At 37.1% G+C, this 21,774-nt stretch carries 20 protein-coding genes and 1 pseudogene; 13 read left to right on the plus strand and 8 right to left on the minus strand.

Annotation, left to right across the window (positions count from 1 at the left end):
- Nucleotides 1-53: 53 nt before the first annotated feature.
- The 3 genes from EW028_RS20465 to EW028_RS20475 all read left to right on the plus strand — a co-directional run bounded on the left by EW028_RS20465 (nucleotide 54) and on the right by EW028_RS20475 (nucleotide 2,355).
- A complete protein-coding gene (locus EW028_RS20465) occupies nucleotides 54-848 on the plus strand; it encodes a transporter substrate-binding domain-containing protein (protein ID WP_131522150.1) in 795 nt (264 codons plus the stop codon).
- A 132-nt stretch (nucleotides 849-980) separates the two neighbouring features.
- A complete protein-coding gene (locus EW028_RS20470; protein ID WP_131522151.1) occupies nucleotides 981-1,640 on the plus strand; it encodes an amino acid ABC transporter permease in 660 nt (219 codons plus the stop codon).
- Entirely contained in the window at nucleotides 1,633-2,355 is a 723-nt protein-coding gene (locus EW028_RS20475) for an amino acid ABC transporter ATP-binding protein (protein ID WP_054548544.1), read from the plus strand. The genes EW028_RS20470 and EW028_RS20475 overlap by 8 nt, the downstream gene beginning before the upstream one ends.
- A 52-nt stretch (nucleotides 2,356-2,407) precedes the next feature.
- Here EW028_RS20475 and EW028_RS20480 read toward each other — a convergent pair whose 3' ends face one another.
- Nucleotides 2,408-3,451 carry a saccharopine dehydrogenase family protein gene (locus EW028_RS20480; RefSeq protein ID WP_131522152.1) on the minus strand — a complete coding sequence of 348 codons (1,044 nt, stop codon included), beginning with the start codon at nucleotides 3,449-3,451 and terminating at the stop codon, nucleotides 2,408-2,410.
- Entirely contained in the window at nucleotides 3,448-4,152 is a 705-nt protein-coding gene (locus EW028_RS20485) for a class I SAM-dependent methyltransferase (protein ID WP_131522153.1), read from the minus strand. The genes EW028_RS20480 and EW028_RS20485 overlap by 4 nt, the downstream gene beginning before the upstream one ends.
- Before the next feature lie 601 nt (nucleotides 4,153-4,753).
- Between EW028_RS20485 and EW028_RS20490 the strand changes: the two genes are divergently transcribed.
- The 7 genes and pseudogenes from EW028_RS20490 to EW028_RS20520 all read left to right on the plus strand — a co-directional run bounded on the left by EW028_RS20490 (nucleotide 4,754) and on the right by EW028_RS20520 (nucleotide 12,068).
- Nucleotides 4,754-5,806 carry a helix-turn-helix transcriptional regulator gene (locus tag EW028_RS20490; protein WP_131522154.1) on the plus strand — a complete coding sequence of 351 codons (1,053 nt, stop codon included), beginning with the start codon at nucleotides 4,754-4,756 and terminating at the stop codon, nucleotides 5,804-5,806.
- Nucleotides 5,807-6,082: 276 nt separating this feature from the next.
- The gene (locus tag EW028_RS20495) at nucleotides 6,083-7,231 is read left to right on the plus strand and encodes a hypothetical protein (protein ID WP_131522155.1); all 1,149 of its coding nucleotides are present in this window, start codon (nucleotides 6,083-6,085) and stop codon (nucleotides 7,229-7,231) included.
- A 1-nt stretch (nucleotide 7,232) separates the two neighbouring features.
- The gene (locus tag EW028_RS20500) at nucleotides 7,233-7,628 is read left to right on the plus strand and encodes a hypothetical protein (protein WP_131522156.1); all 396 of its coding nucleotides are present in this window, start codon (nucleotides 7,233-7,235) and stop codon (nucleotides 7,626-7,628) included.
- A 14-nt stretch (nucleotides 7,629-7,642) separates the two neighbouring features.
- Nucleotides 7,643-8,161 (plus strand): GNAT family N-acetyltransferase, encoded by a 519-nt coding sequence (locus tag EW028_RS20505; protein WP_131522157.1) that lies wholly within the window; start codon nucleotides 7,643-7,645, stop codon nucleotides 8,159-8,161.
- Nucleotides 8,162-8,179: 18 nt separating this feature from the next.
- Complete coding sequence (locus tag EW028_RS20510; RefSeq protein WP_131522158.1) at nucleotides 8,180-8,806, plus strand: phage tail protein; 627 nt, start codon at nucleotides 8,180-8,182, stop codon at nucleotides 8,804-8,806.
- Between the two features lie 917 nt (nucleotides 8,807-9,723).
- Nucleotides 9,724-9,921: pseudogene (locus EW028_RS26100) on the plus strand (InlB B-repeat-containing protein); the annotation flags it as partial.
- Between the two features lie 122 nt (nucleotides 9,922-10,043).
- Nucleotides 10,044-12,068, plus strand: coding sequence for an InlB B-repeat-containing protein (locus EW028_RS20520; RefSeq protein WP_131522160.1), 2,025 nt, complete (start codon nucleotides 10,044-10,046; stop codon nucleotides 12,066-12,068).
- Between the two features lie 49 nt (nucleotides 12,069-12,117).
- Here EW028_RS20520 and EW028_RS20525 read toward each other — a convergent pair whose 3' ends face one another.
- On the minus strand, nucleotides 12,118-12,825 hold the full coding sequence (locus EW028_RS20525; RefSeq protein ID WP_131522161.1) for a response regulator transcription factor: 708 nt from the start codon (nucleotides 12,823-12,825) through the stop codon (nucleotides 12,118-12,120).
- 515 nt (nucleotides 12,826-13,340) lie between these two features.
- Here EW028_RS20525 and EW028_RS20530 point away from each other — a divergent pair.
- A complete protein-coding gene (locus EW028_RS20530) occupies nucleotides 13,341-14,156 on the plus strand; it encodes a metallophosphoesterase (protein ID WP_131522162.1) in 816 nt (271 codons plus the stop codon).
- A gap of 14 nt (nucleotides 14,157-14,170) precedes the next feature.
- On the opposite strand, the gene tatC is transcribed toward EW028_RS20530, so the two are convergent.
- The 4 genes from tatC to EW028_RS20550 are packed head-to-tail and all read right to left on the minus strand — an operon-like array spanning nucleotide 14,171 to nucleotide 17,734.
- A complete protein-coding gene (gene tatC, locus EW028_RS20535; protein WP_131522163.1) occupies nucleotides 14,171-15,016 on the minus strand; it encodes a twin-arginine translocase subunit TatC in 846 nt (281 codons plus the stop codon).
- Between the two features lie 11 nt (nucleotides 15,017-15,027).
- On the minus strand, nucleotides 15,028-15,231 hold the full coding sequence (tatA, locus tag EW028_RS20540) for a twin-arginine translocase TatA/TatE family subunit (RefSeq protein WP_131522164.1): 204 nt from the start codon (nucleotides 15,229-15,231) through the stop codon (nucleotides 15,028-15,030).
- Nucleotides 15,232-15,258: 27 nt separating this feature from the next.
- The gene (locus EW028_RS20545; RefSeq protein ID WP_131522165.1) at nucleotides 15,259-16,971 is read right to left on the minus strand and encodes a GMC family oxidoreductase; all 1,713 of its coding nucleotides are present in this window, start codon (nucleotides 16,969-16,971) and stop codon (nucleotides 15,259-15,261) included.
- 13 nt (nucleotides 16,972-16,984) lie between these two features.
- Entirely contained in the window at nucleotides 16,985-17,734 is a 750-nt protein-coding gene (locus EW028_RS20550; protein ID WP_131522166.1) for a gluconate 2-dehydrogenase subunit 3 family protein, read from the minus strand.
- Between the two features lie 305 nt (nucleotides 17,735-18,039).
- On the opposite strand from EW028_RS20550, the gene EW028_RS20555 reads away from it, so the two are divergent.
- A complete protein-coding gene (locus EW028_RS20555; RefSeq protein WP_227744989.1) occupies nucleotides 18,040-20,061 on the plus strand; it encodes a methyl-accepting chemotaxis protein in 2,022 nt (673 codons plus the stop codon).
- Nucleotides 20,062-20,109: 48 nt separating this feature from the next.
- On the opposite strand, the gene EW028_RS20560 is transcribed toward EW028_RS20555, so the two are convergent.
- Complete coding sequence (locus EW028_RS20560; protein WP_131522168.1) at nucleotides 20,110-21,285, minus strand: alanyl-tRNA editing protein; 1,176 nt, start codon at nucleotides 21,283-21,285, stop codon at nucleotides 20,110-20,112.
- A gap of 156 nt (nucleotides 21,286-21,441) precedes the next feature.
- Here EW028_RS20560 and EW028_RS20565 point away from each other — a divergent pair, with 156 nt between their 5' ends.
- Entirely contained in the window at nucleotides 21,442-21,729 is a 288-nt protein-coding gene (locus EW028_RS20565; RefSeq protein ID WP_131522169.1) for a DUF6509 family protein, read from the plus strand.
- Nucleotides 21,730-21,774: the final 45 nt, after the last annotated feature.

Below are 21,774 nucleotides of genomic sequence, written 5' to 3' on the forward strand. Positions count from 1 at the left end.
CGAGAAATGTATTCTCATACACAATAAATTATAAATAAAAGGAGTTACAGTTTATGAAGAACAAGTTATTCATCATGATGCTGGTACTAGTAATAGGTGTACTTGCAGCATGTGGCACTAAAGACAATAATGCAAGCGATACAGGATCTACTACGGATACAGAGGGTAAGCAAGTATTAAAAGTTGGTACATCAGCTGACTATGCGCCATTTGAATATGTGGATGCAGCAAAAGGCGAAGAAATTATTGGATTTGATATTGATCTAATCAAATTAGTTGGAGAAAAAATAGGCGTTGATATGCAAGTGCAAGATATGGACTTTAACAGTTTAGTGCCAGCACTTCAAGCAGGGAAAATTGATGTCGTTATTTCTGGTATGACACCGAATCCAGAGCGTGAAAAAGTGGTAGATTTCTCAGATAAATATAATGAAACAGAGCAAGTAATCCTTGTTAAAAAGGATAGCGGTATTAAAAAAGAAGCTGACTTAGCTGGTAAAAAAATAGGTGTACAAACTGCATCTATTCAGGAAAACTTAGGTAATGAAATTGCGAAAAAGGTTGATGTAACAGTAGAAGGACGTACGCGAATCCCTGAGATTGTGCAAGATATGATGTCTAAACGTTTAGACGCAGGTATTTTAGAGGGTGGCGTTGCGAAAGGCTATTTAAAAACGAATGATCAATTAGAAGCTTTTCCTGTAGAAGAACAGCCTGAAGATTTCAAAGCAATCGCTGTTCCAAAAGGAAGCGATTTAAAAGATAAAATTAATAAAGCTTTAAAAGAGCTAGCTGAAGAAGGCAAAATCAAAGAGCTAGAAGAAAAATGGTTAGAAAAAGCTGAATAATAATTGCGTGCGATAGCTCTACTTTTGGGCTATCGCTTGTGCTTTTCATTATTATCCTTTAAGCCTCTTCTAAATTTGTGTTTGGTACAAAAAACAAAGCTCATCATGATGAAAAAGAAAGGAGGGAGCGCTGTGAATTTAGATTTTACAGCTATCGTTCCCTCTATTCCTTATATTTTAAAAGGGATAGGTGTTACACTTCAAATTGCAATTGGTGCATCCATCATTGGTTTTATCGTAGGTATACTTTTAGCATTATGTAAAATTGGTAAAGTGAATTTTTTACGTTGGTTTGCTGATTTCTATACGTCGATTTTCCGCGGTACACCTCTTGTATTACAATTACTAATTATTTATTATGCAGTACCGCAATTACTAGATATCCAAATTGAGCCTATACCAACAGCTATTATTGCCTTTGGTTTAAATTCAGGTGCATATATTTCGGAGATTATCCGTGCTGGTATCAATGCAGTTGATAAAGGACAAATGGAAGCTGCACAAGCATTGGGTATTCCATATGCAAAAATGATGAAGGATATTATTATTCCGCAAGCAGTAAAAAATATTTTACCATCCTTAGTAAATGAATTTATTACATTAAATAAAGAAACAGCAGTTGTGACAGTAATCAGTGCATTAGATATTATGCGTCGTGCCTATATTGTAGGAGGTTCGACATACCGTTATCTTGAGCCATTACTTTTTGCAGGGATAATCTATTACATTATGACGCTTGTTTTAACGTTCCTTGGTAAACGAATCGAGAAAGGAATGAGAAAAAGTGATTAAAATAGAAGATTTACACAAATCTTATGGGCAGAATGAAGTACTAAAGGGTATATCAACTGAAGTTAAAGAAAAAGAAGTAATTGCTATTATCGGACCTTCAGGATCAGGTAAATCGACATTTCTTCGTTGCTTAAATTTATTGGAAACTCCGACAAGTGGGAAGGTAACGATTGCAGGGGATGTCCTGACAGATAAAGGGACAAATATAATGAAAATACGTGAAGAAGTAGGTATGGTATTTCAGCATTTTCATCTTTTCCCTCATAAAACTGTGCTTGAAAATTTAACATATGCGCCAATCAATGTGAAGGGTTTGGATAAGGCTACAGCTATCAACAAAGCAGAAGAGTTACTAAAGAAGGTAGGTCTGTTTGAGAAGCGTCTAGAATATCCAAATCGTTTATCGGGAGGACAAAAGCAACGTGTTGCTATTGCGCGAGCACTTGCCATGGACCCTAAAGTTATATTATTTGATGAGCCTACATCGGCACTTGACCCTGAAATGGTTAAAGAGGTATTGGCTGTTATGAAAAACCTCGCAGATTCTGGGATGACCATGTTGATTGTGACACATGAGATGGGCTTTGCTCGTGAGGTTGCTGATCGTATTCTTTTCCTTGATGGCGGCAAGCTCATTGAGGATGCTCCTCCAGAACAGTTTTTTTCAGCGCCATCAACACAGCGTGCAAAGGATTTTTTAGAGAAGGTTTTATAAAAAAACAAAAGGCATTTAGCTTCTCCGTTTAGATGAGAGCTAAATGCCTTTTTTATTGAAGGGACATATCAAATTGAGTCTGTAAGGTGTCTAATGTAAATAATTCCTCAATATGATAGGCTCCTGCTGGATGTTTATTGTTAAGAAATTCTTTAGCTATAAATGCTGCTACTTTCGCTGTTACGAGAGATTCATCGCGATCAAGAAAGTCTAATGTAAATATTACTTCTTTATGGTGTTTTTTCCCAATGGCTTCAATTTGTATGCCACACACATCAGAACCAATTTTAAATTTTTGAATAAGTGAAGCGAGCAAGATTTGTATACGGTTAAATTTTAATAAGTAAGCAATTCTACTCTTTTGTAAAAAGGATACGAATTTATTGAGTGGCTCAACATCAAAGCCTAATCTTGTGACGATAGGAATAGAAGGGAAATGCTTTGTTAATGTATGCTGGTCAGAGAAATTAAATTGATACACACTTCGTTTCCCAATCTTTTTAAATTTCACGGTTCTCTTATTAGTAAAATTAGCAACCTTCTGATTGTTGTAGCTACTAAAGGGTTTATTTAATTGTTGTAATATCCAAAGAATTGCCGCAGTGCCATGTGTATCGCCTGCCCCAAGTAAGATGGAAATATGCATCTTCTCGAGGGAGGATAATTGCCTTGCAGCATGCATGGCCATTAAGTTGGTCAATCCTGGAGCCATACCAACACTAAAAATGGCTGTAGAATGTTTTTGTACCGCTAGTGAGTGGAGTGCCTCTAACTTTTTAAGAAAGGTATAGCTTGCAGTAATATCGATATAGATAATCCCTTCATTTAAGCAGAGCTGTGCAAATGCAGTATCCTTTTGCTCTAGACACATAATGACCATTGCTACATTTTCTAATTGCTCTGGATGCATTTTTTCTGACACATCCAATTGAAGAGGTCTTACTAAGTTTTTGTGCTGGACACAGAAATCCTTAGCCTTTTCTATATTTCTTCCGGCAATCCATATTCTGTTGGGATAGCTTTGCAACAATAATTTTGCAATTTTCCCTCCCACTTCACCATAGCCTCCGATGATTAAGATATTCCCATTTTTCATATAGTAGTTTCTCCCTTAATAGCGACTAAAGCGTCAATCATATGTGTTTTAAAATAGGGAAGGGTTGTTGTAAAGCCAGCCTCTTTCAGTAAATTAATAAGCAATTCAAGATTAATAGGATGGGTTGTGACGCTAAAGGATTGCTCAAAGCGTTGCCAATGATCCTCACCTATTCCGTTATGAAGCATGGAGCTTCGCCAATAACAAAGCTCATGTTTGAACGTTTGTGAAGTTAAATCAGCATTTATCGATGAAATAAATAACACTCCATTTTCTTTTAAGCTATCCGCAATCTTTTGAAGCATTGTTCTCTTTTGATCAAGGCTTTTTATAAAATGCAAAACCAAATGACAACTAACTACATCGAAGACCTCATTTACTCTTAAGGATAGTAGATCCTTCTCAACCCACATAATAGTAGGTCGATGTGGTAGCGATTCAATTTGTTTAGCAGCCAGCTCCAGCATTTCCTTTGAGGAATCGACTGCTGTGAAATGGGCAGAAGGAAATGATTTGCCTAAAGTGAGTAATTCCTGTCCACCTCCAGCACCTACCACTAAAAATTTATTTGCAAGAGTGAAATTCTGAAGTATATTGACCATCATGTCATAAATAAGATCATAGCCTATGATTTTTTGTCGAATGGACTGTTGATAATTGTTGACAGAAGGACTGTCCCAGCTATGTATAGATCTATTCATTAAAATACCTCCAAAACAATTTATTTTTATGCGTTAAGATTTTGAGAGCAATTTCTTCATCTTTAAGCAATCATTTTGATGATTGTTTAGTGAAGTCACCTAGTATTTGTGTGGACTATTCCATAAAAATATCTGGTAGACCACCTTGACTAGGTACGAAAATAGTTTGATGTGCTAAACCTCCTATAAGTTGTAATGGCACTCTTTTTGCATATAGATTAGCTCCCATATTAAGAGGAAGTACCATAAATTGTGCTTGTTTTTTGTATTTGAGCTAAAAGGGTATCTACTGTTTCCCAGGTAATAAGTTCAATATCCTCTTTTGTTCTGCCAACAGGATGCTTGGAAAAATAGCAGGTGAGTTAGGGGCACTAATAGTAGCTTTAATCTGAATTCTCACCACCCACAATTGCTTGAGACGATTTCTCTGAGCAGCCACTAATAACGGAAGTAGCTAGCAAGACAATAAAAAGTAAACATTTACTTCAAAATAGTATTCCTCCTTGTTGAACTTCTGTACAATTCAATTAAGAATTATTCTCAATTATAAACTTTCAGAAAAAAAGAACTATCCCATATTTCTGGGGGGAGGTAGGTGTTTATGAAGGAAACACAATATTGGCAACAAAAATCTGACCATTGCTTAAAGCACAGCAAAAATTCATTCGAATATCGCCAATTGATGATCGAAGCTCTACGGACACATATAAATTTTGATGCGTATTGCTGTACATTAACGGATACACATACACTTTTTTCTGTAGGAGCAGTCACTGAACAATCAATAGAGGCGATTCATCAGGAAATTATGGATTTGGAATATACGACAGAAGATGTAAATAAATATGGATTCTTAGTGCACAGTGGGCAAAACATAGGCAGGTTAAGTGATTCCTCAAGTCGAAGCTTTCGCTATAGAGAAGTTTTAATGCCCAATGGTTTTAGTGATGAAGTAAGAGCCGTATTAACTTACCAAGGACAATGCTATGGTTTTTTAACACTTTTCAAAAGAGCTAAAAATGAGCAGTCTTTATTTAAAGATCAAGATCTAGTGCTTTTAAAAAGACTGATGCCAATTATGGGCGAATCATTAAAGAAGTTCCATCATTATATTATTGAGGAGAGAATTCCAGCTGTAGAAGGAGAACAAGGCATTGTTATTTTTGATAAAGGGTTAAAAATTCTTTCAAGTAATACCAAAGCTTGTGAATTGCTATCCATTTTAAGAAAGTATGAAAGTTTAGCAGAAATTCAAGTTCCTAAGCCTATTCAAGCTATCTGCGCAAAACTACTTGCTGACAATTACAATTCAAATACTTCTTTAATAGTACCTATCAAAGATACAGGCTATATCGCTATTCGGGCATCACTTTTGCTGACGAGCCAAAAAGAACAGCAAATTGCTTTATTAATAAATGAAGCACCATCAAGAGAAATGCTCAATTTCTTAATAACGGCCTATAATCTTACCCCTAGAGAAAAGGAAGTAGTATTTGAAGTTATTAAAGGGATTCCTACAAAAGAGATTGCTTATAATCTTGATATTTCAACCTACACGGTACAAGATCATTTAAAGGTAATTTTTCAAAAAGTAAATGTCTCAAATCGGAATGAGCTAGTATGGAAGATCTTCTCCCGCTTCCAATTAGATTAATAAGTTGAACAAAAGAATCTGCTAGCTCTCTAGCAGATTCTTTTGTTTATTAGCATTTTAATCAGTAGATTTCTGATTAGAAGTTAAAAGGTTAAGAAAAATTAACCTAAAAAATGGAATAAACTCATAGCGGAATCTATGGACCTATAATATAATGAAAAAAAGTTATAAAGAACTAAAAAATATGACATTCAGATTTTTTATTAGGTAATAAGAATTATTTTTATATAAATCGATTTCTGAATATTAAAATATTTTAATCGGAGGTACCAAGCTATGGCATGGACATTTAGTTTAAACGTTACAAATGACACAGATCGAGATTTAGAATTGGTGGAATCACAATTGCACTGGGGATACTGGAATACAAATGGTGAAGAGGATAAAGCACCCCAATCAATTAAAGCAGGACAAACAATACAGGCCGTTGGGGTCAAATCTGCCTTTGGTCCGAATGGTTACGAATTTTCTTGTTCATGGAAGGATAATAACAAGAATTATGAAGGGAATATGCTGGAACCATATGGTGTAGTAAGCCTTTATGTTAATGTGCCATATAACAATCCCAATGAAGCAACTTGCAGAGCGAATGGGTATTTTGAAGTGAATGGATGGAAGGGTATTACTCATGATGGACATAACTTTGTTCGAGATATACAGATTTCGAATAAGATGGACAGGATTAGAAAAAAGGAAGTACCTAATAGTTTATATACAGATTGGTCCAAAATAGACTCATTAAAAGTTGTCGAGAATGTAGAAACTATTGATCTAAATCAGTATATTCCTAGCGGAGTTAACTTTGAAAAGAAAGCAATATTTAAAACATCTATATTTAAAATTTCGAAAAAACTTTGGGATGGGGTTAATGATGTAGATTTTGATAGCCTTTATTTAAAAAAGCGTGAAGTTAATGATTATTTTTCTGTTGAGGTTACTTGCATAAGAGCAGATGCTTCAAAAATTGAAACTGTCACTAGAAGAGGAAAAATAAAAGTAAAAGATGAACGATTTATATCGACTACAAGTAAAAAAGTAATAGAAAAGGTTAGCACGATTGAAACCGCACTGAAATTTTCGGAAAAAGCTTCAGTTTCTGAAGATAAGATAGTGAAGGCGAGTGTTGAGCAAGAATTACAGACGGAATTAAGAGCGAAGTTTAATATATTAAATTCTGTGACTACAGAACAACAACAAACAGAAAGAAAGTCAATTGATAGAGAATTTGAAGCACCAAACGATAAAGATATGGATGTTATACCTTGGATTTTTAGTAAGATGATTCTTTTATATCGAACTGATAAAGAAAATGTGACAACCTTAATCGGAGCATCCGAATGGGATTACGCAATTTTGAACCGTACACATGAATTCGATGTTATGGATAATGCAAAGATAAAAGTAACAACAGGAGGGGAGAATTAAAATGGCAACTTGGACTTTTTCGTTAATGATAACAAATGCAACAGATCGTGAATTAGAAGTTTTTCATAAGGAGAGAACTTGGGGTATTTGGAATACAGAGGATATTGAGGGCAAAGAGCCTATGAATGTTCCGCCTAATACAACTATTCAGGCTTTAGGAATTAAGGCTTCAACAGGGCCTAATGGCTATGAATGTTCGTGCTCTTGGCGAGATAAGGTACAGCCAGGTGAAAAATCCTATGGTACCATCTCGTTATCATTAGACGTACCGCAAAAAAGTCAAAATAGAGCTGAATGCTTGGCTGATCATCAATTTCATATAGATAGTTGGGAAAAACTACCGGAAAAAGGGCATAACTTTGTGCGTTCCATCATTGTTACAAATAAGAACTCCTAAGAGTAATTGATTGTATGGTGATAAATATGAAAGGAATTACATCTAATTTTTCTGATAATTCGATAAATTTTGGTGAAATAAGCTTACGTCTCGCTACAAAGGAAGACCAAGCGGTATTATATCGAATATTTGAAGAATCACGAATGGAGTTATCCTATATAGAGGATGAAAATGTAAGGAAAAGTATTGTACAACAACAATATGAATTAGATGATGTGCAAACTAAGAAGATGTTCCCGAGGGCAGAAAAGATAATTGTTCAATATAAAGGGAAGCCAATCGGGAGATATACCATTGATAAAACAAATACAGACTATCGATTAATTTGGATAGGATTCCTTCATACGTGGAGAAGCAAAGGTATTGGGAAGTATATTATTCAATCTATGATGAAGGAAGCAACTCATTATATGAAGGGCATAGAACTTGAAGTGGCTAAATTTAATATAGCTGCCTATCAGTTATATAAAAAGCTAGGGTTTAAGATTGTCATGGATAAAGAAGCAACATTTGATATGTACTGGAGAAAATAAACTTAAGGAGAGATATTTATGGAAGCATTTATAGGTGTAATTTTACCTTGGGCAGGAACATATGCCCCAAGAGGATGGTTATTTTGTAATGGACAACAATTACAAATTAATCAATACCAAGCTTTGTATGCAGTGATTGGATTTCAATACGGAGGGGATGGAAAAACGGTTTTTAATTTGCCCAACCTTAATGGCCGTGTTCCAGTAGGTGCCGATATGGGGGGACAAAGAGATGCAGGAATATCATCTTATTCGAATGGTAGTAAGGGTGGTACAGAGCAGACGACTTTAAGTATAAATAATTTACCAAGACACAATCATCTTTTTAGTAGCGCAGGTGGTATCCTTAAAAACGCTAGTGCTAGTGTGGCTATTCCAGTTGTAAATAATGATGGTACGACTAATATTCCAGATGATAACAGTACCCTCGGAAAAGGCATTTCTAATGGCAGGGACGCTAATATTTATAGTAAGAATACTTCAAACGGCACTCTAAAGTCCTTTGATGCCCCGGTAACTGGTGATGTATCAATTAGTGGGATAATAGGAGAGACAGGTAGTGGTACTTCATTTGATAATCGCCAACCTTATTTAGCAGTGAACTATATTATTTGTATCGAAGGACTATATCCACCGAGACCTTAGTAATTTAGGGGCGTGTTATGATGAAAATATTTTCTAGGTTAAAGATAGGCATTCTGTGCATTTGTATGATGGTACTAAATCTTTCTTCGATGACAATTGTAGAGGTTCCAAGAGTTTCAGCAACTACATTTCCATCAAGCGAGGATTTTGAATCTAGTGACGGCGTGGGAACAAATCCCCGTATTATAGGAGATTGGAAATTTGCATTATTAAAAATTGATGGTACTTTTGATGATTCAAATAATAGTAACAATGATATTGACGATTTTTATCCAACTGATAAGAGTTTAGGGATGTCGGGTTACCCTGGTATTGTTACTACAGCTTCTATTAAGTCTATTAAAGGAAATTTTAAGCTAAACTCATTACGATTAGAAAGTGCGGTTAATGAAATTGTAGAACTCAAAATAGAAGGATATAGAGATAATACATTTGTTAGCGGAGCTGTAGTTATAAATCAGTACATGCCTTTTAAAAAAATTGAAGTTCCATTAACGGGAGAACCATGGCAAAATATCGATGAAATTAGAATTAGTAGAACAGATGGAGTTGCAGATATATTTGTGAGGATTTATCATTTGGATGTAAGTGCACCAGTTACGAGTATAGAAGATTTAATACCTCCAGAAATAAGCAATCCATCTATTCTTGTTAAGAATAATAGTAATAATAGCGTGAGATTAAACTGGCTAAAAGCAACAGATAATATTACTTCTACAGAAGATTTAGAGTATCAAGTTTATCAATCTACAAGTAACAATATTGATACAGTTAGTCATATAGAGACAAATGGCATTGCTTTAGGAAACTATTCAAAGGATATCGCAACATTTGATATACCTGATTTATTACAAAATACAACCTACTATTTTAACATCATAGTGAAGGATTCAGCAGGAAATAAAACAGCCTATACTATGGTGAATGTAACTACACTTAAAGCATATTCTGTAAGCTTTGAGGTAGACGGAGGAAGTACAGTCCCAGCACAAACAATAGTTCATGGAGAAAAAGCAACGGAGCCACCGCCTCCAACCAAGGCGGGACATACATTCGGTGGCTGGTACCCAAGCAGTACGGGAAATACACCCTTTAATTTTGATACTGCGATAACAGGAGACACAACGNNNNGGGTCATACATTCGGTGGCTGGTACCCAAGCAGTACGGGAAATACACCCTTTAATTTTGATACTGCGATAACAGGAGACACAACGATTTATGCCAAATGGAGTCCTGTGACACATACAGTGAGCTTTAATGTAGACGGAGGAAGTACGGTTGCTTCACAAACAATAGCTCATGGTGAGAAGGCGACGGAGCCACCGCCTCCAACCAAGGCGGGACATACATTCGGTGGCTGGTATACGAGTACTACCTATACAACACCATATGATTTTAATAGTGCCATTACTAAGCACACAACGATATACGCAAAATGGATACCAATAACGTATACGGTGAGTTTTGATGTCAACGGAGGAAGTGCAGTCTCAAATCAAACGGTGGAGCATGGGAAAAAAGCAAGTCAGCCAGCCCAAAAGCCAACGAAAGCGGGCTATATATTCGGTGGCTGGTATACAAGTAATGCTTATACAACATCATATGATTTTAATAGTGCCATTACCGAGAGCACAACCATCTATGCAAAATGGAATCCTGTGATGTATACAGTGAGTTTTGATGTCGACGGCGGTAGTGCTATCTCAAATCAAACGGTAGAACATGGTAAAAAAGCAAGTCAGCCTACGATTGAGCCAACGAAAGCCGGCTATACATTTGTTGGCTGGTATACAAATAATGCCTATACAACACCATTTAAATTTGATACTGCAATTACAGCTAGCACAGTAATCTATGCAAAATGGATTAGTAATGATACAGGTGGCGGTAATACCGATCCTTCAGCGAATCCTGATTCTGGTGCATCAACACCTTCAACCAATGTAGAGGAAATTGTGGTAGATGTTGAGTCTGGTGATGGCGACCTAGTTTCTAAAACAACAATAAAACGAAAAAAAAATGTAGATAACACTATAAACGATGAAGTGACATTAACGGCCCAGAGCGCAACAGAGACAATTAGGAAATTAAAGGAACAAGGGAATGATAAAGCAAGGATTATCATTCCAGATGAGAAGGATCAAGTAAATCAAGTCCAGGTGTCCATTCCGAAAAATGTGCTGTCACTTCTGCAAAATGGAGCAGTCCATCTCGAAATTGTTACCGATAACGTTAGAATTGAAGTGCCGAAAACTTCGTTGGAAACGTTTAATGATAATCTCTATTTCCGACTTGTCCCTATAAAAGGGCTGGCTGATCAATTGGATATTAAAGAACAAGCTAAAAAGGAAAGGGTTGTACAGCAGTTGGCAGGAAATGCGGTTGTTGAGTTGCTTGGTCGCCCAATGACCATTGAAACCAATATGCAAAGCCGTCCTGTTAAATTAACATTGCCATTGCCTACAGATTTAACAGATGAACAACTTGCCAATTTGGCGATCTTTATCGAGCATAGTGATGGCACAAAAGAAGTTGTGCGTGGGAAGAGTGTAGAATATCAAAAGGGAATAACAGGTTTACAGTTTGAGGTGAATAAGTTCTCCACCTTCTCCATTCTCTACTTACTAGAGAAGGAAGAAGAAGTGAAGGAACCAACTACTGAGGGTGTTACACATCTACCTTACATTCAAGGCTATCCAGATGGTACCTTCCGTCCAAATGCACCTGTTACAAGGGCACAGATGGCAAGTATGTTTGCTCGTCAATTAACAGGTAATGCCATTCCGCAAGCAAAGGCAACCTATACAGATACATTCCAACACGATGCTAAAGATGCAATCGAATTTGCGAAGGAGAAGGGTCTGTTTAAAGGGGTTACAGCAACTAACTTTAATCCAAACGGCTTGATTACACGTGCACAGATGGCTACAGTGGCTGCGCGCTGGATAGAACAGCAATGTGTAGAACGTCCTGATGCAGATTTCTGTCCACCAACCTCACAAAGTGCAGCATTCAAAGATGTGAGCGTCCATCATTGGGCAGCAAAAGCAATTGATACTGTCAATGCAGCGGAAATTATGACAGGAATAACAGCAGATACATTCAATCCAGATGGATTGTTAACACGTGCACAAGCAGTGAAGGTACTAAATCGACTGTTTGAACGTCAAGTCCTCATTGAAGATCAAACACCATTATTTAAAGATGTTCCAAAACACCATTGGGCATTTTATGAGATTCAAGAAGCCGCAAAAAAATAACCAAAAAAGAGGGTACGCGATTCATAATGTAATCGCAGTGCCCTTCTTTTCATGGCTCGAAATGGAATTTATATCCCGAACCCCTCACTGTTATAATCTTTGCTCTATGGCCCGCAACGGATTCTAGCTTTTTTCGTAAATTACTAATATGAACCTTCAATGCCTGTGTATGCCCGATACTTTCCTCTGCCCAAATAAGCTTATACAGCTCTGATGGGGGAAAAATTTGTCCTGGTCGTTGTGCTAGAAAGAAAAAAATTTGAAATTCCTTTGTAGATAGGGCTAATGCTGTGTTACCGATATATACTCTTCCAGAATGAACATGAAAGTGAAAATCCTCTATTATATGAGCATCTTCCTCTATGTGGTGTACAGCAGCTTTAACTTGAAATTGCTTTCTACGCATGAATATTCTCTTGATTGTCTTCATTAAACGCTCTTTCTCAATAGGCTTTAAAATATAGTCAACAGCCTGTACATTAAAAGCTTCTATTGCAAAACGCTCATAGGCAGTGACAAATACAATGTCCATTAAAAAAGGAAAGTTTGCAATCTTATTAGCAAATTCAATACCATTCATTTCGGCCATATCTATATCTAAAAAAAGAATATCAGGTTTAAGTGTAGGAATGTTTGCTATAGCTTCTAGTGGATTTATGAATTTTCCAATAATAGTAACAGCGCTATTATCATGTAACGTGGCTTCTAATAAATTAATTGCTAAAATTTCATCATCTACTATGATGGCTTTTAACATTTTTTCACCTCTTATCATCTAAATTTAGAATATTATGTAGCGTAACTGGCTTTAAATAATTTTTCTTCATCAATTTTCTACTTGCATGTAGCGATGGAAGCTGGACTCTGAAATCACTCAATTCTGAAAATTATGTAATTTATTAGGTGGTAAAACACCATATACCGTCCAATCTAATTGGATCATTACCTACAGTACAGCAATTTTTTCTCCTTTAACTGATTTAAGTTTATTAGTATTCTCGCACTTTAGTAAATGAGATGCATTTCCCAAATCGTGGCGTATTATGAGTGGATAATAAAATATGCCTTTCTACCCATAGTATAGCATGCAATAGTTAACAAAAAATAGATTAAACCGTGTATCATAAGCTAATGAGAAAAATTTAAAGCTCAGTGTATTTGTGCATTTTGTGTATTTAAAGTGCATATACTTACAATCACTCTGTTTTTTGCTTATAATAAGAAAGTCAGAAATATTTCTGAAAAAAGTAGCCACAAAGTGAGCGATTGCGATTGAAAAAATTATTATATGGGATCTTCTTTGTTGTTTTTATAGTCATTTTTTTGTACGTAAACAATCACTGGCTAGTCGTAAGTAAGCATGTGTTTGAATCAGAAAGTGTGCCTGACAGCTTTGATGGGCTACGCATTGTACAAGTTTCGGATTTACATGACGCTGTCTTTGGTGACAAGCAACAAAAATTGATTGCTAAGGTAAAAGATACAAAGCCTGATTATATTTTTATCACAGGTGACGTAATCGATAGTAATCGCTATAATTTAAAACAAAGTCTACAAGCAGTGGAAGGACTAGTAAAAATAGCGGATGTTTATTATGTACTAGGAAACCATGAGGTAGCGACGAATAAGGTGAATGAAATTTATGAGGCGCTGTCATCGTTAGGGGTACATATTATGGCCAACGAATCGACCGTGTTAGAGCGCGACGGGGAGCGCTTGGCGATTGTTGGTATTGAGGATCCGTTAATGGGTAGAACAACAGAAGATATGCTGGACATAGCAACGGCCAATTTGCCAGACGATATGTTTAAGTTGTTACTAGCACATAGACCAGAAATATTTAATACGTATGTAAATTATCACATAAATTTAGTATTTTCGGGACATGCGCATGGTGGGCAAGTTCGTATTCCTGGGCTTGGAGGACTTGTTGCACCAGGACAGGGTCTGTTCCCAAAATATACAGCTGGTGTCTACGAAGCGGGCGCGACGAAAATGGTAGTTAGTAGAGGGCTGGGTAATAGCTCAGTACCATATCGCATTTTTAATCTACCAGAAATTATTGTGATGGATCTAAAGAAAAAATAAGCACTGCGTAAAATTTACGCAGTGCTTTCAATTTGTTTGCGTTCTATACGTTTAACGAGGTAAATACTTATTTCATACAAAATAATCATTGGTATTAATACGAGTAACTGACTTATAAAGTCTGGTGGCGTGATAACAGCGGAGCCTACGCCCATTGTGATATAAGACCAGCCTCGTATTTTTTTCATGGATTCAGCAGTCAGTACACCAATGGCTGATAAGAATAGGGCAACAATCGGTAACTCAAATAATAGACCAAGCGGTACTGTAGTCATGATTAAAAAGTGCATATATTCATTTGCTGATACCATGACATCGAAATTGGTAGCCCCAATGCTTACTAAGAATGTATAGCTAAGTGGGTTAACGACGAAATAGCCAAAAGCTACTCCTACTAAAAATAGAACTAACATGATTGGTGCATAGAGGCCTAAAAATCGACTTTCCTCTTCTTTTAAGCCTGGTTTAATAAAGCTCCAAAGAAAGTGGACGAGGAAAGGCATTGCAAGACCAAAAGCTAAAGTTGTTGAAATCGTCATGTAAAATTTAACTACTTCTAGTGGTCCTAAAATAACGAGTGAGTGGCCTCGCGTTATGAATGGAAACCAAATATTAATAGTAGAAAAGACAACAATGAAAAATAAAATAAAAACCGTTAACCCTTTGATAATTTGCTTACGTAAATCACTAAGATGCTCCAATAATGAGGTAACAGGTATCAGGGGTTCATCTGACACATGATCCTCTTCAATTGCTACCGTAGGTATTTCAACTAAAGCCTCCACTGGCTTTGGAGGCTCGGCTTGTGGTTTATCTAGGGGGCTTAAATATTTTCTTTTTCCGTCTTCATATGGATCCATAGGAAACCCTCCTACGAAGCATCAGATTTTTTTTCGGCCTTTTTCACGGTATCATCTTCATCATCTATAAGTCCCTTAGTAGACTTTTTAAATTCGGCAAACGTTTTACCAACCGCTCCACCGATTTCTGGTAATTTTTTTGGGCCAAATACAATTAATACAATCACTAAAATAATGATTAACCCAGGTACTCCAATTGCTCCTAGACCTCCCATAAGTCTTGCCTCCTTTAGAATGATTTTTTATACTAATGAACCACCTGATTGACTGTATTTAATGACTCCTTCAGCACAACGGTAGGCAAGTGCCCCTAATGTGCCTGTTGGATTATAACCACTATTGTGTGCAAAGTTGCCAGCACTTACTGCGAAAAGGTTATCAACATCCCAGTGCTGTAAGTAATTATTCACAACACCTTGTTCTGGTGTTAAGCTCATTACCGTACCACCTGTATTATGCGTTGTTTGGTAAGGCACGATATTGTAATCAGTAATTTCCGCGTTAGGGACAATTGTTTTTGCACCCATTTCCTTCATAATGTCAGCTGCACGTGCAGAGATATATTTATGAAGAGCTCGATCCTGATCAGTAAAATTGTATGTTAACTGAGTTAATGGCAGCCCATAAGCATCCTTATAGGTAGGGTCCAGTGATATATAGTTTTCCTTATGTGGCATAGATGCACCTTGCGCACCAATCCCAAATGAACGTGTATAGTAATAAATGGATTGCTTTTTAAATTCTGGTCCCCAAGTAGGCGTATCAGGCGGTGTTGGATTTGAGCCGATTGGTCGCGTACCTGTCTGTGTAAGTGCAATATTACCTCCGTGAATAAAATCTAAATCACTATGGTCAAAATTATCCCCATTGTAATCGTCTATACACATGCCTAACGAACCTGCACCCATAAATGTATTGTATTGTTCCTCGAAGAACCCAGCGGCACCAGGCAAGATTTGATAGCAATAGTTTCTGCCAAGTGTTCCTTTGCCAGTAGTAGGGTCATACCTTTCACCAATGTCAGAGACCATTAATAGCTTGGCATTATTAAAGACATAACTAGTTAATACAACAGCATTAGCTGGCTGAATAAATTCTTCTCCCGAAACAGTATCGATATATCTTACACCTGTAGCCTTGTTACCCTGCTTTAAAATTTCAACAACATTGGAATTAAAGCGTAAATCAAAATTCCCTGTCTTCAGGGCTGTAGGGACAACAGTAATTTCTGCGGACGACTTTGCACCATATTCGCATCCAAAGCGTTCACAAAAACCACAATATTGGCAAGCGTTGATTGTTTCGCCATCAGGATTTTTATAAACCTCTGATACATTAGCTGATGGAACCATATAAGGTGTTAGCTTCAGGTTTGTTGCAGCTTTTTCGAATTGTGAAAGCATAGGCGTTTTTTTCATAGGCGGTGTTGGATAGGGATTCGAACGCTTTCCACTAAATTTATTTTTATCATCACCCGAAATACCAGCTGTTTTCTCGAACTTATCGAAATAGGGCTCAAGCTGATCATATGTTAATCCCCAATCCTGAATCAGATAATCTGGTCCAAGCTTATTTGGTCCATAACGTTTATCTGTTAATGTCTTGATTTGAAAATCATAGGGTAAAAATCGATAAGTCATTCCATTCCAATGTGTTCCTGATCCACCCAGACCTTCTCCAAGTAAGAAGGAGCCAAGCTGACGCATTGGTAATGCCTTCATATTGCGATCATTCCGAAAGCTTACGGTCTCTTTAGAAAGATTTTGCATTAAATCATATCGGATGGCATAACGGTATTCGTCATGAACATTTAAATAATCCTCGGTCCCACGCTTTTGACCTCGCTCTAAACCAACTACCTTTAAGCCAGCTTTAGCACATTCAGCAGCGACAATACCGCCAGTCCAACCTACACCAACTGTTACAACGTCTACACTCGGTAATGTTTTAGCCATTTTGTATCCCCCCTTAGTGATTGCCTAATGGATTAGGCTCAATTTTTTGGAACTTGGCATCTTCTATTTGTGTAATATAAGCCATCTGGTGACCAGGGAAGCCCTTCATACGCCAGCCATCCATATTGCGATTTCCTCCATACATAGGGTCAGAATAAGCTCCCTCTAATGTAGCCGCTCGTAATAATGTAAAGAAGAAAGCGGAAGTAACCCCAACCATTTCTATGTCACCTTTTTGGAAGGCAGTTAATATTTCATCCATTTGTTTACCATCTAAATCGTTAAAGCTTTTCTTATAACGCTTTTGTGCTTCATCCTCCATTTTTTGAATACCCTGTCTAAAAATTTCTGCTCGCGTTAAACGGCTCTGGTAGCCTTGAGTTGGGGCACCTACATCAAATGGACCTTGCATATATTCTTTAGAGTTACTCCCATAATTTCCTGCAAGTTGATGATCGATAAAATAGGGAACGTCTAAACCAATAGCTCCTGGTCCCAAATCGTCCTCTGGGAAGATACGTTCCGTGGCCTTTGATAAGATACTAAAATCTTTTTCATTTCTGAAAAACATCTTAGCTTTTGGTGAGCCTGTGGCCTCATTCGTTGTTTCATGACCACCATGCTCTAGGGTAGAAGTACCTTTACCATTGATGTTGTAACCTACTAATCCTCCAATTAGACCACCACCGACTAATGTACCAGCAGCAATACCAGTAGTTTTTAAAAAATCTCGACGAGAAACATTATTTTTGTCTGAACTCATGGAAATCCTCCCCTCAAAATGTGTTAAACGGATCCTATCTTTAATAATCAGCAAAAAATGTGAATTATAATCAATTTTTGTTGGAAAATGTTTTAATTTCCTCCATTAGCATGATGTACTCTCTTTTTTAATGACAAGATGGATCTATGAATTGAAAATTTTGTAGAAAATTGTTAGCACTATAAAGATAGTGAAAATGGTATTATTATACATTTATTAATCATATTGGAAAACTTTTGTTGACTTCTACTTTTAGTGACTTTACTCTGAAGTTATGTGAAAATTTGCGAATTGCATAGCTAATAATGGAAGAAGTGAGAAAAAGAGAAATGTGGTTAAAAGGTATTGGCGGTAAATTAATAGTTGCAATTATAGCTCTTGTATTTGTAACATGTGGCACGCTTGGGCTCTCTACTTGGATAAATAGTACAAAAGCTGTGAATGAGCAGGTGGAATCTAATTTGGTATCTAGAGCAGAGGATGTTTCCCAATACATAGAAGAACACTTCCAATTAACACTTGTAGAGGTGGAAGCAATTGCAGAGCAAGAGGCAGTTCGGAGCATGGACTTTGAAAAGCAGAAACAGTATCTATCGAAACGTCTTGCCAGTAATGAAAATTACTTAGGTTTTGGCATTATCAATGCTAATGGAGTTGCCCATTATCTGGATGATACAACAGCTGATCTAGGGGATCGTGATTATGTAAAAGAAGGTTTTACTGGTAAGTCTGTCATGTCTGACATTACGATTAGTCGTGTAACAGGTGAACCAGTCATTTTAATCGTTTCTCCAATTGACACAGTGACAGGTGAAAAAGCTTTATTATTAGCACGTATTGACGGCTATTACCTATCTAAAATTGTAGAAGGCATTAAGGTTGGAGACAGTGGCTATGCATTTATGTTAGACGCTAACGGAACAATTATTGGACATAATAATCACTCGTATGTGAAGGAGCAATACAATCCAATTAAGGAAGCAGACGAAACAGGTATCAAGACAGGCAGAGCAATGGCTGCTAAAGAAATGATTGCTAATGATAACGGTTATTTTTCTTTTGAAACGGAAGATACAGGAACTAGTCTAATGGGCTATCATACCCTCGATAATGGTTGGAAAATGGGGGTTATCGCATTAGAAGATGAGATGTTTTCAGGGCTTTCTAAGCTTAAGACGAACTTCATTGTCACTACGATCATAGTTTCAATACTTGGGCTATGCATCTCATTTGCCATTTCTCGCTCTGTTAGTAGACCACTTCGACATGTACTTCGCATTAGTGAGGGCTTATCGGAAGGTGACTTTACACAGGAAATTCCAGAAAAATATTTGAAACGTATTGATGAAATGGGAACGATGGCACGTGCATTAGATCGCATGACTGATAATATGCGGGAAATGATAGCCAAAGTGAGTCGAGAAGCAACGGCAGTGAATGAAGCTGCGTGTGATTTAATGGGAGATGTAAATGGAGTAACAAAGCGTTCAAAGCAAATTGCTGGTGCAATAAGTGAAGTAGATCGAGGGGCACAAAGCCAAACTGTGATGGCAGAGGAAAGTGCCTCAGCAATGGAACAAATGGCGATAGGGATACAAAACGTAGCTGAAGTTGCCTCCACAATTGCTTGTAATACAGATTTTATTTCCCAGAAAATTAGTGAAAGCAATCATGCAGTTCAACAATCCGTTTTACGTATGAATGAGATTCAGCAAGGCACAACAGATGAACTATCAATTATTCACAAGCTAGAAAAAGAGTCAGAAGAAATTAGCTTAATTTCAAAAATGATTACCGATATCTCCGATCAAACAAATTTATTGGCATTGAATGCCTCTATAGAAGCAGCACGGGCAGGAGATGCTGGTAAAGGCTTTGCCGTTGTAGCAGAAGAAGTTCGCAAGCTATCGGAGCAAACAGCAGAATCAGCTACTAAAATTAATGTGCTCATTGAAAAAGTTCAATCTTATACATTAGAAGTAGTGAAAGCAGCAGAATCTGGTGAAGATAATGTTGAGCGTGGTTTAGCTTCCATTGAGGCAGTAGGAGAACGCTTCGAGGAAATGGTTCAAGCAGTAGGAGAAATAGCAGGTCAAATTGAAGAAATGAATGCTTCAGCTGAACAAATGTCTGCCAATACGGAGGAAGTTTCCGCATCTATGGAAGAAATGGCAGCTACTGCACATGCGGCAAGTGATTATGTGCATGAGGTAACAGATGCAACAACGGAACAGTTGAAGACGGTAGCAGTAATGAACAATCAAACTGAAAAACTATCAGAAATGGCAAAACGTTTATATGAAGCCATTCAAAAATTTAAATATTAAATTAGAGAGGAGCTGTCTATTAATAACAGCTCCTCTATTATAATGCAATTAAGCGTCTTGCATCGCTGCTAATAATTCTTCTTTAGAAATGGCGCAATCGCCACCGCCTTGTACCATTTGGTCATTTCCGCCACCCTTACCATTAATAAGCGGCAGTGCCTTTTGGGCAACATCCTTCATGCTTTTTGAAACATTATTACCTCTTGCTGCAACGAATTGTAGTTTGCCTTCATTTTCAGACACAAGTAGAGCTATTACATCTTTCTGTTCCGTAACAATCATACGGGCTATTTTTTGTAGCTCTTGCATTGTTCGCTGATTAAAAGCAGCCGTTACGACACCTTCGCTATTAACAAGTGCCTTTGCTTCATACGTGAGTAATTCCTCTTTCGCAGCAGCGAGTGCTTTTTCTGTAGTTTTTTGAGTAGATAAAACTTTTGTAAGTGCTGTGGCAGCATCAATCTCAGGGACACTTAATTGGCGAGCAACGTCCGCTAATACTTTTTTCCGCATGTCAAGCTCAGTCAAAACGCGTTGACCACACACAAAAGAAACGCGCACATTGCCCTTCATTTTTTCGGTCCCTAATATTTTGATGGTACTAACTTGCCCTGTGGATGTAGGGTGAGTGCCACCACAACCGTTGTAATCAAAATTAGGGATAATCACAAGTCGAATGTCTCCCGTCACTGCAACTTCTTTACGAAGATTATAGTTGCCCAGCTCTTGCTCTGTAACCCAGATAGTTTGAATGGGGCGGTTCTCTAAAATAATGTCATTGGCTCTTGCTTCTGCCGCTGCAAGCTGTTGTTCAGAAATCGTTTCTATAGCAAGATCAATTGTAACTTGCTCACTGCCTAGATGAAAGCTTACAGTCTGCGCATTAAAAAGCTCTACAAAAGCAGCTGTTAAAATATGTTGCCCAGCATGCTGCTGCATATGATCGAATCGTCTTGGCCAATTTAACTTGCCATGTACCACACCATCTAAAGTCGATAGATCACCTTCAATATAGTGACGAATTTCATTATCCACTTTTTCAACATCTATGACCTCCAACGCATTCAATGTACCTGTATCGTGAGGTTGACCACCACCAGTTGGATAGAAAGCGGTGTTCGATAGTACAACATAATGACGGTCGGATTCGTCAGTTCCTTTACTAATAATAGTTGCATCAAACTCTTGTAACATAACGTCTTGATAATATAATAGCTCTTTCATGAAAAAGCCTCCTTGTATGTAGGGAAATTTAGTTCTAAATTAATTCCATTTCATTGTGGCATAATTAACTACAAGTGTATACGGGTTTTCTAGTTGACCCATGCTGAAATTGATTTAATATAGAAAAGAACAGCTAAAGAAAAAGGAGCAAATATAATGGAAATTACACAATTCTCAATGGAAGAAATTTTAGACCCAACAAATATTATTGAAGGTAAGCGTTATGAATTTATTCTGGATGTAGAAATTGATGAAGAGGATGAGCTTTATCACGAAGCTGGCATTGAAATTCGTGTCCTAATTGGTGAAAAAGACGAAGAACCATTTATATTAAATTACTTCATCATGGAAAAGGCTGAAGGTGAATATTTAGACTTTGCATTAGAGGATGATGAACTAGAAGGAATTTTGACATTCTGTAAAGAAGAAATAGCGAAAGCATAGTAAGTAACAGGTAGAGAGTAAATATTCTTTACCTGTTTTTTTATT

The sequence above is a fragment of the Lysinibacillus sp. OL1 genome (assembly GCF_004332175.1).
In the GTDB taxonomy this organism is placed as follows: Bacteria; Bacillota; Bacilli; order Bacillales_A; family Planococcaceae; genus Lysinibacillus; species Lysinibacillus capsici.

Coding starts and splice junctions, on each gene's coding strand:
- EW028_RS20465 (WP_131522150.1), top strand. CDS start 54: ATGAAGAACAAGTTATTCATCATGATGCTGGTACTAGTAATAGGTGTA.
- EW028_RS20480 (WP_131522152.1), bottom strand. CDS start 3,451: ATGAAAAATGGGAATATCTTAATCATCGGAGGCTATGGTGAAGTGGGA.
- EW028_RS20485 (WP_131522153.1), bottom strand. CDS start 4,152: ATGAATAGATCTATACATAGCTGGGACAGTCCTTCTGTCAACAATTAT.
- EW028_RS20490 (WP_131522154.1), top strand. CDS start 4,754: ATGAAGGAAACACAATATTGGCAACAAAAATCTGACCATTGCTTAAAG.
- EW028_RS20495 (WP_131522155.1), top strand. CDS start 6,083: ATGGCATGGACATTTAGTTTAAACGTTACAAATGACACAGATCGAGAT.
- EW028_RS20500 (WP_131522156.1), top strand. CDS start 7,233: ATGGCAACTTGGACTTTTTCGTTAATGATAACAAATGCAACAGATCGT.
- EW028_RS20505 (WP_131522157.1), top strand. CDS start 7,643: ATGGTGATAAATATGAAAGGAATTACATCTAATTTTTCTGATAATTCG.
- EW028_RS20510 (WP_131522158.1), top strand. CDS start 8,180: ATGGAAGCATTTATAGGTGTAATTTTACCTTGGGCAGGAACATATGCC.
- EW028_RS20525 (WP_131522161.1), bottom strand. CDS start 12,825: ATGTTAAAAGCCATCATAGTAGATGATGAAATTTTAGCAATTAATTTA.
- tatC (WP_131522163.1), bottom strand. CDS start 15,016: ATGGATCCATATGAAGACGGAAAAAGAAAATATTTAAGCCCCCTAGAT.
- tatA (WP_131522164.1), bottom strand. CDS start 15,231: ATGGGAGGTCTAGGAGCAATTGGAGTACCTGGGTTAATCATTATTTTA.
- EW028_RS20545 (WP_131522165.1), bottom strand. CDS start 16,971: ATGGCTAAAACATTACCGAGTGTAGACGTTGTAACAGTTGGTGTAGGT.
- EW028_RS20550 (WP_131522166.1), bottom strand. CDS start 17,734: ATGAGTTCAGACAAAAATAATGTTTCTCGTCGAGATTTTTTAAAAACT.
- EW028_RS20555 (WP_227744989.1), top strand. CDS start 18,040: ATGGAAGAAGTGAGAAAAAGAGAAATGTGGTTAAAAGGTATTGGCGGT.
- EW028_RS20560 (WP_131522168.1), bottom strand. CDS start 21,285: ATGAAAGAGCTATTATATTATCAAGACGTTATGTTACAAGAGTTTGAT.
- EW028_RS20565 (WP_131522169.1), top strand. CDS start 21,442: ATGGAAATTACACAATTCTCAATGGAAGAAATTTTAGACCCAACAAAT.